Origin of the sequence: Acinetobacter sp. Q186-3, assembly GCF_013420655.1 — a bacterium.
GTDB classification, from domain to species: Bacteria; Pseudomonadota; Gammaproteobacteria; order Pseudomonadales; family Moraxellaceae; genus Acinetobacter; species Acinetobacter indicus.
On sequence record NZ_VOXS01000015.1, the window covers coordinates 49,064 to 60,658 of the forward strand.

Consider the following 11,595-nt stretch of genomic DNA (forward strand, 5'->3'; position numbering starts at 1 on the left):
ACAAGATCCACATCCATTTTTGGACGGAGGTTTTTATGTTAACAGCGAATTTAGCAACTATAGTCGGCTTGAGCTTGGTAGCGGCTGCTTTGATTGCTGTTTTCTTTTCGCCTTATCGTCGTTGGTTAAGCTTCATGTTGGCCGGTATGGCATTTTGGGGCATTTTAGAAACGGTCCGTTTTAGCGTACAAACTGTTTTTGAACTGTCTGTGACCTACAGCTATCTGTCTGCATTAACCCTGGCGATGATTGTTGTGACATTGCTTCTGCTACGCGAAGACCGTCGTGCAGAGCGTGCATTGGCCAAAAGACGTTATATCGAACATACCCCAGTGTATGAAGATGACCAGCAGCAGTATTCCAGCCGTTAAGTCTATACAGATAAGGCGTCCAAAAAATGTACAGTCATGTACATTTTTTTTTACTTTCGATAATGATTGTTATACAAAGCCTTGCTGAAAAATCAGCTGTTTATGGTAGGATGAATAGCAATCTAACCCAACAATTACAATAGGCTCGGACGTCATGAAACTTTCCTCAATTCCTGTCGTGAAACTTCCTCTGGTTGATGTCAGCACGGATCCACTCGATTTACTCGTGACAGGTTTGGCTTTGCGTATGAAGCAGCTAGCCCGTACCAGCCCTAAATTTATTGAGTTGGTTCATGAGCGTCAGTTCCGTATCCAGATTGGTACCGATACCGGTTTTGCCCGTCAGATTATTGTGAATAATGGCGACATTGATACTGTGTCTGGTGATGCTGAAAAAGCCGATTTTATTTTGCAGTTTGCGGACAGCGAGCAGGGCGTGAAAACGCTGATGAAAGGCGATCCGACTGCCTTTATGACCGGCATGCAAAATGGCACCATTAAAATGGAAGGTGATTTTGGTCTGCTGGTCTGGTTTAACCAGGTCGCGAAACTGGTACCACCAAAGTTGCCAAAACCGGTCAAAGAAAAAATTAAAATAGCGCGTCAGTTTATTAAGCAGAAAACCGGCAAATCAATCTGATTGCTGCGTCAAAACGCCAAAGAAAAAGGTCTTCCAGTGGAAGACCTTTTTTTATGCACCCGGTAGAGACTTATTCAATTTCCAGCTGAAAGGTCACCGGCCCGTCATTGATCAGATGCACTTTCATGTCGGCGGCAAAAATCCCGGTTTCTACCTGTGCAAACTGGCTTTTGGCATAGACCACCAGCTGATCATACAGTTCTTTGGCTTGCGCAGGCGGCATCGCCGGGCCAAAGTCAGGACGTAAACCTTTCTGGGTCTGGGCCATCAGGGTAAACTGTGAAACCAGCAATAAACCACCGCCCGCCTGGGCAACGTTCCAGCCCATTTTTCCCTGTTCATCATCAAAGAAACGGTATTTCAGGATTTTATCAATCAGCTTCTGGCCTTTTTCTAGGGTATCTTCCTTACCAATCCCTAAAAAGACCAAGATACCGTGCTGAATTTCTCCGGTTGTTTCACCCTCAACAACGACTTTGGCTTCTAGCACTCGCTGTAATAATGCGCGCATATTTGACTCAAAAACTGAAAATTATGTGCATTGTACAAGAACCGCAGCAAGTCTGCAGATTAGCTCTGCTTAAAATGTATTCTAATCTATTGACTATATTTGATAATATTTTAAATAATCTAAAAACACGATTGAATTTATAAAAATTATCAGTTTTATCTATTTTTTACTCTCGAGTATCTTAGCCCATGCAGGAAAGGTAATAAATTGAGAGATTTAGAAATGTTTAAGCGTTCATTACTGGTTGCAATGCTTGCAACTGTCACAGCCGCACAAGCTGCCCCATTAACTAAAGATAACGGCGCGCCAGTGGGGGATAACCAGAACTCGATCACTGCTGGTCCAAATGGTTCCGTTTTACTTCAAGATGTACAATTAGTTCAAAAATTACAACGTTTTGGTCGTGAGCGTATTCCTGAGCGTGTGGTACATGCGCGTGGTACGGGTGCCTATGGTGAATTCGTTGCAACCAAAGACCTATCTGATCTGACCCTTGCTTCATTGTTCAAAGCCGGTACTAAAACTCCAGTTTTCCTACGTTTCTCTACCGTAATTCATGGTAAAGGCTCACCAGAGACCCTACGTGACCCACATGGTTTCGCAGTGAAGTTCTACACACAAGAAGGTAACTGGGACTTGGTCGGTAACCAGACACCGGTCTTCTTTATCCGTGATGCGATCAAATTCCCAGACTTCATTCATGCCATGAAGCCAAGCCCGGTGACTAACGTACAAGATGCCAACCGTGTGTTTGATTTCTTGTCGAGCCAGCCATGGGCAACCAACATGCTGACCTATGTATACGGCAAGCAAGGTGTTCCAACCAGCTACCGCGAACAGGACGGTTTTGGGGTTCACGCTTACAAACTGTATAACGACAAAGGCGAATACAAGTACGTGAAATTCAACTTCCGTTCTAAACAAGGCGTGAAGGGCTTGAACGTGAAAGAAGCGGCTGAGCAGCAAGGTAAAGATTTCAACCATTTGACCAATGATCTTTATAACAACATCTATGCAGGTAACTTCCCGAAATGGGATCTGTATATTCAGGTGCTTGATCCTAAAGACCTGGGCAAGTTTGATTTCGATCCGCTAGATCCAACTAAAATCTGGCCAACTGAGCTGGTTCCAGAAACTAAAGTCGGTACCTTGACCCTGAACCGTATGCCGAAGAACTTCTTCAATGAAACTGAACAGTCAGCATTTGCGCCAGGTAACCTGGTTCCAGGTATCGAGCCATCAGAAGACCGTCTGTTACAAGGCCGTATCTTCTCTTATTCAGATACACAAATGTACCGTCTGGGTGCAAATCATCAGCAGATTCCAGTCAACCGTCCAGTGGTAAATGTGAACAACAATAACCAGGATGGCTACATGAATGTATCTGAGCGTGACTCAGATGTGAACTATGAGCCAAGCCGTAAAGAGCCAAAAGCTGCCACTGAAAAAGCACGTGCGGTACAAACACCATTATCTGGTCATGTACAGCAAATTGGCGTGAAAGAGCAGAACTTCAAGCAGGCAGGTGAGCTGTACCGTTCATACACAGCTAAAGAGAAAGATGACCTGATCATGAACCTGGCTGCTGACTTAGGTGCAGTGAAAGATTCAGAAACCAAGCACATCATGTTGTCTTATTTCTACAAGGCAGATGCAGACTACGGTACCCGTATGACCAAAGCGGTGAACGGTAACCTGGCGACGGTTAAAGCTAAAGCTGCAAAATTAAAAGACTAATCTCGATTGGTCTTGAGGAACTGGTGACTAGGGTATAGCGCATCACCTCCGAAAAGTCCTGTAAAACTCCAAACCTTTCCTGCACCCTAGGGGGAGTTTTACAGGCACTCTGTTTCTATCTCATCTCAGGTGAATTGAATCCTGAGTGACTGAAATTTTCTTTTCGATTTCTGTTGGAGTTCATCATGAAAGTTATGCCAGAAGCATTTTTAGCCAGTATTCTTGCCTTCAGTTGCGCATTCGCAACTGCTGCTGAAGTGAAGAATGTCTCCCCTGCGAAAACTGTGGCAAGCGTTCAGATGACTTCACAACAGGAATTGGTCGACCTGTTCTTCGCTGCGGCCAAAATTGGTAATAGCGAAGTTATCAACGAATTTTTAAAGCATGGCTTTCCGGTCGATGTGCGCAATAAAGACGGTTATACCCCGCTGATGATGGCGACCTATTATGGTCACCAGAGTATTGTTACGACCTTGTTGAAACATGGTGCAGACCGTTGTGCCCGAGACAACCGCGGCAATACCGCTTTAATGGGGGCCTTGTTCAAAATGGAATTTGCCATTGCCAAGCAGCTGCGTCAGGTGGATTGTGATGCCCAAGCCAAAAAGGCCGGACAAAAAACCACGGCTGAATTTGCTAAAGTGATTGGCCAGGAAAAACAGCTACAGAAAATCATCCAGGAAACAGAAAAACCTAAAACAAAAGCAGATAAATAGGCTGTTATTTACAGCAGTACTTTGGTCTATATTTCTCTTGGCTGTATGTAATTGCTGCAATATTGCAGGGCTTTTTATGCTTTAATGCAAAGATAAGCACAGCGATATTTCCTAAGTTATGGCGCCAATCATCCAATCCCTGCTTGATACTGACTTGTACAAATTCACCATGTTACAAGTGGTATTACACAAGTTTCCGCAAACGCACAGTCTTTATCATTTCCGTTGCCGTAATCTTGAAGATACGGTTTATCCACTCACGGATATCCTGGATGATCTGAACCATCAGCTTGATCTGCTGTGCCAGCTGAAATTTAAAGAAGATGAACTACAGTATTTACGCAGCTTGCGTTTTATCAAAAGTGATTTTGTGGATTATCTGGAGCTGTTCCAGCTCAAACGCCGTTTTATTCGTGCCGGCATCGACAGTGAAGGGCGTCTGGATATTGTGGTAGAAGGCCCGATGGTTCAGGCCATGATGTTCGAGATTTTTGTGCTAGCCATTGTCAATGAGCTGTATTTCAGCCATATTCGCAGTGACGAGGTGCTGGCCGAAGGTGAACGCCGTCTACAGGCCAAAGTAGCCTTGGTACAGCAATATGCCGCTGAGCAGAATCCGGAAGATCCGCCGTTTCTGGTTTCGGATTTTGGTACGCGCCGCCGTTACAGCTTTGCCTGGCAAAAGCATGTGGTGCAGCAGATTAATGCTGCCGCGCCGGGTGTATTCCGCGGCACCAGCAATGTGCTGCTGGCCAAACAGCTTGGCATTACTCCAATTGGCACCATGGCGCATGAATTTTTACAGGCCTTTCAGGCGCTGGATGTGCGTTTACGTGACTTCCAGAAAGCGGCACTGGAAACCTGGGTACAGGAATATCGGGGTGACTTAGGGATTGCCCTGACCGATGTGGTCGGGATGGATGCCTTCCTGCGTGATTTTGACCTGTATTTTGCCAAACTGTTTGATGGCCTGCGCCATGACAGTGGCGATCCGTATAGCTGGGGCGACAAAGCCTATGCCCATTATAAAAAGCTGAAAATTGACAGTAAAACCAAGATGCTGACCTTTAGTGATGGCCTGACCCTGGAAAAAGCCTGGGCGCTACACAACTACTTTAAAGACCGCTTTCAGGTCAGTTTCGGGATTGGCACCAACCTGACCAATGATATGGGACAAACCCCGCTGAATATTGTGTTAAAGCTGGTGGAATGTAACCGTCAGTCGGTGGCCAAAATTTCCGACAGTCCGGGTAAAACCATGACTGACAACGACACCTTCCTCGCTTATTTGCGTCAGGTGTTTGATATTCAGGAATAAGCAAAAATACAGGCCAGGTTCAGCCGATGCTGGACCTTGCCATCTCCCTGCTGGCGCGTTGACCTCTATCCATGTTTCTGCGCAAGGAATGCAGAAATTCAGGATAATCCTAAAAATGACTTGTGCTAACATCAGGGACAAGGATAGTGATAAAACATACAACCACGATGAATGATGCCACGATCAATTTCGGTCTGTTGATTGAAGCCGAAGACCTGGTGCCCTATTTAGGCAGTGAAAAATTACGTATTGTCGATTTAAGCCGCAACTCGGTCTATGAACAGCTGCATATTCCACATGCGCTACATGTAAAGCCAAAACTATTGCTGCGTCAGGAAGAGTATGCTTCGGGTTTATTGCCGGAGCAGGACGGCCTCGAAGAACTGATCCGCTATTTAAATATTTCCCCTGAGCATCATGTGGTGGCCTATGACGATGAAGGCGGAGCCTGGGCCGGGCGTTTGCTGTGGAATTTACATTGTTTAGGTTTTGAAAACACTAGCCTGCTCAATGGCGGGATTCATGCCTGGCTGGCGGCCGGTCTGCCGACCTCGTCGGAGCTGCCGAGCTTTGCGCCGGTTGAGCATTTGGTGCCGGTACAGCTGAATGATCAGTATCAAATTCAATATGATGCGTTATTAGAGCAGGTACAAAGTGCTGAACTGCAACTCTGGGATTGCCGCACTGCAGAAGAATATAGCGGACAGCGACTGGCGGCGCGACGCGGCGGTCACATGCCGGGCGCCCGACATTTCGAGTGGAGTACTGCCCTTGACCGCGAAAATCATTTAAAATTGCATCCGCTAGAACGCACGCAGCAACGTCTGGAACAACTTGGCTTTGATTTAAGCCAACCGGTGGTGGTGTACTGCCAGTCTCATCATCGTTCCGGTCTGGCCTATATTCTGGGCCGTTTACTGGGTTGGCCAATCCGGGCGTATGCAGGTGCGTGGAGTGAATGGGGCAATCGCCTCGACAGTCCTATCATTACCGGAGAGTTGCCGTCTTGAGCCTCACATCTCGTTTAAAAAAACAATTATTTATTCAGGCCCAGCGCGTGGTACCCCAGCACCAGTTGTCTCGTGTGGTGGGTAAAATTGCTGCCAGTGAACACCCGATGGTGAAAAACGCAGTAATTCAGGCATTTAAAATGCAGTACGGAATTGATATGTCGATTGCCGAGCAAGGCAATGCCCTGAAATTCAAATCCTTTAATGAATTCTTTACCCGTGCCTTAAAAGATGGGGTGCGTGTGGTCGATGCCGATCCGAACAGCATTGTTTCTCCGGCTGATGGCGCGATTTCCCAGCTGGGTAAAATTGAAGATGGTGCAATTTTTCAGGCCAAAGGCCAGAACTTTACGGTTGAAAACCTGATTGCCGATCCACAGCTGGCCGAGCCGTTTAAAAATGGCCAGTTTGCCACTGTGTATTTATCACCGCGGGATTATCACCGGGTGCATATGCCATTTGCCGGTACCTTAACTGAAACTCTGTATGTACCGGGCGAGCTGTTTTCAGTGAACCAGACCACGGCAGAACATATTCCGGGACTGTTTGCCCGTAATGAACGCATGGTCTGCCTGTTTGATACCGAGATGGGCCGGATGGCGGTGGTGCTGGTGGGTGCCATGATTGTGGCCGGTATTGAAACGGTTGCCACCGGCAAGGTCAAACCATCGGGCCGTTTGGAGCTGAACCAGCATGACCTGTTCCTGGAAAAAGGCGCCGAATTAGGCCGTTTCTATCTCGGTTCTACCGCAGTGATTTTATTTGAACAGGATAAAATGCAGTGGGATGCGCAGTATCAGGCCAATTCTCTGGTGGAAATGGGCAAAGCCATGGGTCATCGCCTCTAAGCTGTTTGTATTGAAATGAAAAATGCCCGGATTAATCCGGGCATTTTTATGGGTATTCGGTTTAAAGGCTATACAGCCGTTCTTTGGGAAAGACGGCCTTAAAGGTTGAGCCGCTATTTTCTTTGGACTCGACTTCTAAATGGGCATTGTGCTGCATCAAGACATGCTTGACGATGGCCAGCCCTAAACCGGTACCGCCGGTCTGACGGCTACGCGCGCTATCTACCCGATAAAAACGTTCGGTTAGACGCGGCAGATGTTTCGGATCAATCCCGATGCCGGTATCCTGCACGCTAAAATAGCCATGCTCGCCATCATCATGCCAGCCAATGGTAATGGTGCCGCCTTTCGGGGTGTATTTGATGGCGTTGGTAATTAAATTGCTAAAGGCACTGGCCAGTTCCATATCGGAGCCAATCAGGTCGCAATGACTGTCGATATCCAGATTCAGGGTATGGCCATAATCAATATTGTAGGCATGCGCATCATCAAACAGCTGGTTCATCAGACTTGGCATGTCAATAATCTGGTTTTTAGCAATGGTCTTTTCATTTTCCAGACGCGACAGCAGCAGCAGGTCATTGACCAGCGCATTCATACGCCGGGTTTGCGACTGCATCTGTTCAAAGGCACGTTTCCAGCGCGGATTCATGTCTTCCTGGTCGGTAAAGGTTTCAATATAGCCACTCAGTACGGTCAGCGGGGTGCGTAATTCGTGCGAGATATTGTCGACAAAGTCTTTGCGCATCTGTTCCAGATTGTGCATCCGGGTCATGTCATGTGCCACCAGCAGGCGGCTTTCGCCACCAAAGCGGGTCATTTTGACCTGCACATAGTGTTCATCCAGCACGGTCGATTTGATTTTCAAGCCATCTGGTGCCTGATCAATATGATGAAAATATTCAATAAATGCCGGTTGGCGCAAAATGGTTAAAATATTGCGACCACGATCCAGTGGCTGAATGCCGAGCAGGCGCTCTGCTGCCGGGTTCCACCATTCGATCTGATGGTTATCATCAATCAGCACTACCGCTTCGGCCAGGGCCACTAGTGACGACTGAGCGCGGTCAATCAGCCCGACCATTTCGGCCTGGACAATACGTTCCTGACGCTGCGAGCGGTAGACATTAAATAATAAAGCCCCCCAAATGCCATGCAAATTGGGGGGAACATCATAGGGACGGTTGGCAATCCAGTCATTGACCAGATAGAGGGAGCGCATTTGGGTGGCGAAAAACGCCAGAAAGCCAATAAAAATACAGATCCAGAACTGTTCGATCCCGAGACCAATAAAACCTGCAATTACTAAAAAAAAGATCAGTAAACGGAGATCTTGTTTGGCAAAAGTCCACAAACTGCTGTAACGGACATTCTTGTGGTCACGGGCCAGTTCGGGGACAGGGTATGGTTCATACATAAAAAGCGATTAACCTAAGGCGACATCCGCACGGGTTGAGAAACGGTATCCAGTGCCACGAACCGTTTGTACAAAGCGGTCTGCGCCAAATGGCTCCAGCACCTTGCGTAAACGACGAATATGCACATCAATGGTACGATCCTCAATATATACGTTGCCACCCCAGACCTGGTCAAGTAGTTGTGCACGGGTATAGGCACGTTCCGGATGCGTCATAAAGAAGGCCAAAAGACGATATTCGGTTGGACCCATGTCCAGAATGTTGTCGCCAAAGCTGACGCGCTGGCTGACCGGATCTAGAATCAGGCCGTTGGCATCAATGGTTTTTTCACCATTCAGGGCATTGGCACGGCGCAGTACGGCTTTGATGCGTGATACCAGCTCACGGGTAGAAAACGGTTTGGTCATGTAGTCGTCGGCACCGGCATCCAGACCCTGAACCTTGTGGTCTTCTTCACCGCGTGCAGTCAGCATGATCACCGGAATTTCCGCCAGGTTTTCATCACGTTTTAAACGACGACATAAATCAACACCGCTGACACCGCCAGGCATCATCCAGTCCAGCAAAATCAGTGCCGGGCGTTGATCGACGATCATCTGATGCGCCTGTTTGGCATCTTCGGCCTGTAAGCAATGAAAGCCGGCCATATCCAATGAGGTATGGATCATCTCTCGGATTGGAAGTTCATCATCGACAATTAAAATGTAGTCATCTTTCACAACGCAATACCCTATAAGTGAACGGTGAACCGTTTATATTTATGACAGGCTTATTACAAAGATTAATTATGACAGTATCATTGCAGAAAGGGCAGACAGCGCTATTTTCGCAATGTTTTGTGACAATTTTTTGTACAGAATGGGCTGAATCCGGAATTCATTTAAAAAAATTTAAATAAAAGATTCAAATATTTAATTTTTCTTGCAGTTTGATGACAGGGATTCAGGCTTTTTTGCTACTTTCTGGCTCCGCTTCGGAAAAATGTTCGAGCAGGGAAATGAACACCACGCTACAGGCGCTGAGCACTTCATCCATTGACTGCTTAAAGCCGCTCATGACCCAGCGGATGGCAATTTGGGTGACATAACCGTTCAGGCCGCTGGCAATTAATGACAGTTCGCATTCTGAATGCTGCAGGTTTGGCATCATTAGCATGACAAAGGCCTGAATCATGCGGTCAAAGCGCGCCATGCTTTCCTGAATGGTGGCCTGGTTGTGCAGTTCCTGTACAAGCATGGCATCAATATAAATAATCCGAGCCATCTGCGGGTTGTCTTTGAGCGTAGTCAGCAGGGCAGTTAAACCGGCTTCAATCATTTTTTGCGGATTGGTCGAGGCCTGCATGATGGCCTGCATCACATTGTGTTGCAGTGCATCAATCAGCTGTAAAAAAATGGTCTGGAACAGGTCTTCACTTTTTTTGAAGGATTCGTAGAAATAGCGCTCGGTGAGTTTGGCCTCGGTACAAATATCTTTCACCGTGACCGCAAAAAAACCATGCGTGCCATAGGCGTGCAGGCCGGCTTCAATCAGTTTTTCCCGGCGTAGCTGTTTGCGCTCGCTCAGCGATAATCCTTTAAATTGGCGCTCTTTATTTTGGGTATTCTGCGCATTTGGGGGAGCGGGGTGTTGTGCTTCGGTCATAGTAAAAAGGCCAGTTCACATCCTATATTGCTATAGATTAACAAGATTTTGCGCTAAGTGCGAAGTTTGGCATTCAGATTTGAACGCAGCAGACAGAAATCTGCGGGCTTTTGCGTTGACAATGATTATTGTCAAAATTATATTTGAGTGGTGAAATTGAAGTGCGCTGCCATGCCTGAGGGACGCAGCCAGACCATCCATAAAAAGGAAGCGGAATGAAAAATTTTAAAAATAAAGTCGCGGCGATTACCGGAGCAGGTTCAGGCATTGGCCAGCAGCTGGCCGTCTTATTGGCCCAGCAGGGCTGTCATTTGTCTTTAAGTGATGTCAATGAAGAAGGCCTGGCTAAAACCAAAGCCTTGCTGAGTGATTATAACGTGCGAGTGACCACGGCGCAGGTGGATGTGGCAGATCGGGCGGCTATGAAGCACTGGGCTGAACAGACCGTGCAGGATCATGGCTCAGTCAATATGATTTTTAACAATGCCGGGGTGGCCTTAGGATCGACCGTTGAAGGCGCCTCTTACGAAGACCTGGAGTGGATTGTCGGGATTAATTTCTGGGGCGTGGTGCATGGCACCAAAGAATTTTTGCCGTATATCAAACAGACTGGTGATGGCCATATTGTCAATATTTCCAGCCTGTTCGGGATTACTGCGCAGCCGACCCAATCGGCCTATAACGCGACCAAATTTGCGGTACGTGGTTATACCGAGTCGTTACGTCAGGAACTGGATATCCAGAACTGTGGCGTGAGTGCGCTGTGTGTGCATCCGGGCGGGATTCGGACCAATATTGCCAACGCCGCGAAAATGAATGACAGTCTGAGCAGTCTGGGCATGAATTCAGAAAAGTCGATACGCTCTTTCAATAAATTATTGCGTTATCCGGCAGAGCATGCGGCACGCGATATTCTGGATGCGGTTTTAAAAGATAAACGCCGTTTGTTGATTGGTAATGATGCCAAAGCCATTGATTTAATTCAGCGGATTGTCCCTAGTGGCTATCAGCGGGTGATGGCGGTGGCGACCCAGCTGGGCAAAGGCCGTAAATGAATTGTATTTGAAAGAAGCCTGCGCTAAGCGGGCTTTTTTGTGGCTGTTCAGCACATTTCATTTTTTATTTATCTGAAATTCAGAATAAAACGGCTTTGTTGCACAAAGCTGTTCTTAAGGACTCCTTCGGCAATATAATTTCCAAATGAAGAAGCCTACACACAAAATCTACCGCACAACCAATTGGCCCGCATATAACAGAGCTCTCATTAATCGTGGGAATATTGCCATTTGGTTCGATCCAAAAACACAATGGTATGCAGAACCTCAAGGCAAACAAGGTCGAAGTCAAACCTACTCCGACATAGCGATTCAATGCTGTTTGAT

General features: G+C 47.0%; 13 protein-coding genes. 9 read left to right on the plus strand and 4 right to left on the minus strand.

The window, feature by feature from the left end:
• The first annotated feature begins 35 nt into the window (after positions 1 to 35).
• Positions 36 to 371: a ciprofloxacin tolerance protein AciT gene (aciT, locus tag FTT64_RS11695; protein ID WP_180182409.1), complete on the plus strand. Its 336-nt coding sequence runs from the start codon at positions 36 to 38 to the stop codon at positions 369 to 371.
• A gap of 154 nt (positions 372 to 525) precedes the next feature.
• The gene (locus FTT64_RS11700) at positions 526 to 1,011 is read left to right on the plus strand and encodes an SCP-2 sterol transfer family protein (protein WP_075175036.1); all 486 of its coding nucleotides are present in this window, start codon (positions 526 to 528) and stop codon (positions 1,009 to 1,011) included.
• A 70-nt stretch (positions 1,012 to 1,081) separates the two neighbouring features.
• Here the strand turns inward: FTT64_RS11700 and dtd are convergent, their stop codons facing one another.
• The gene (dtd, locus tag FTT64_RS11705; protein WP_180182410.1) at positions 1,082 to 1,522 is read right to left on the minus strand and encodes a D-aminoacyl-tRNA deacylase; all 441 of its coding nucleotides are present in this window, start codon (positions 1,520 to 1,522) and stop codon (positions 1,082 to 1,084) included.
• Between the two features lie 222 nt (positions 1,523 to 1,744).
• Here dtd and FTT64_RS11710 point away from each other — a divergent pair, with 222 nt between their 5' ends.
• The 5 genes from FTT64_RS11710 to asd all read left to right on the plus strand — a co-directional run bounded on the left by FTT64_RS11710 (position 1,745) and on the right by asd (position 7,151).
• The gene (locus tag FTT64_RS11710) at positions 1,745 to 3,259 is read left to right on the plus strand and encodes a catalase (protein WP_005180906.1); all 1,515 of its coding nucleotides are present in this window, start codon (positions 1,745 to 1,747) and stop codon (positions 3,257 to 3,259) included.
• A gap of 185 nt (positions 3,260 to 3,444) precedes the next feature.
• Positions 3,445 to 3,975, plus strand: coding sequence for an ankyrin repeat domain-containing protein (locus tag FTT64_RS11715; RefSeq protein ID WP_005180904.1), 531 nt, complete (start codon positions 3,445 to 3,447; stop codon positions 3,973 to 3,975).
• A 118-nt stretch (positions 3,976 to 4,093) separates the two neighbouring features.
• Positions 4,094 to 5,293 carry a nicotinate phosphoribosyltransferase gene (pncB, locus tag FTT64_RS11720; RefSeq protein ID WP_180108498.1) on the plus strand — a complete coding sequence of 400 codons (1,200 nt, stop codon included), beginning with the start codon at positions 4,094 to 4,096 and terminating at the stop codon, positions 5,291 to 5,293.
• A 167-nt stretch (positions 5,294 to 5,460) separates the two neighbouring features.
• The gene (locus tag FTT64_RS11725) at positions 5,461 to 6,303 is read left to right on the plus strand and encodes a sulfurtransferase (RefSeq protein ID WP_005180899.1); all 843 of its coding nucleotides are present in this window, start codon (positions 5,461 to 5,463) and stop codon (positions 6,301 to 6,303) included.
• Positions 6,300 to 7,151: an archaetidylserine decarboxylase gene (asd, locus tag FTT64_RS11730; RefSeq protein ID WP_005180897.1), complete on the plus strand. Its 852-nt coding sequence runs from the start codon at positions 6,300 to 6,302 to the stop codon at positions 7,149 to 7,151. The genes FTT64_RS11725 and asd overlap by 4 nt, the downstream gene beginning before the upstream one ends.
• A 61-nt stretch (positions 7,152 to 7,212) precedes the next feature.
• Here asd and phoR read toward each other — a convergent pair whose 3' ends face one another.
• From phoR to FTT64_RS11745, 3 genes are all read right to left on the minus strand, one after another.
• Positions 7,213 to 8,568: a phosphate regulon sensor histidine kinase PhoR gene (gene phoR, locus FTT64_RS11735; protein WP_016658705.1), complete on the minus strand. Its 1,356-nt coding sequence runs from the start codon at positions 8,566 to 8,568 to the stop codon at positions 7,213 to 7,215.
• A gap of 9 nt (positions 8,569 to 8,577) precedes the next feature.
• Complete coding sequence (gene phoB / locus FTT64_RS11740; RefSeq protein ID WP_005180894.1) at positions 8,578 to 9,288, minus strand: phosphate regulon transcriptional regulator PhoB; 711 nt, start codon at positions 9,286 to 9,288, stop codon at positions 8,578 to 8,580.
• Positions 9,289 to 9,511: 223 nt separating this feature from the next.
• Positions 9,512 to 10,213: a TetR/AcrR family transcriptional regulator gene (locus tag FTT64_RS11745; protein WP_180182411.1), complete on the minus strand. Its 702-nt coding sequence runs from the start codon at positions 10,211 to 10,213 to the stop codon at positions 9,512 to 9,514.
• Between the two features lie 215 nt (positions 10,214 to 10,428).
• On the opposite strand from FTT64_RS11745, the gene FTT64_RS11750 reads away from it, so the two are divergent.
• Together FTT64_RS11750 and FTT64_RS11755 are read left to right on the plus strand one after the other, a co-directional pair.
• A complete protein-coding gene (locus tag FTT64_RS11750; protein ID WP_016658706.1) occupies positions 10,429 to 11,268 on the plus strand; it encodes an SDR family oxidoreductase in 840 nt (279 codons plus the stop codon).
• Between the two features lie 145 nt (positions 11,269 to 11,413).
• The coding region (locus FTT64_RS11755) for a transposase (protein WP_180074868.1) at positions 11,414 to 11,595 on the plus strand (182 nt) is incomplete at its 3' end.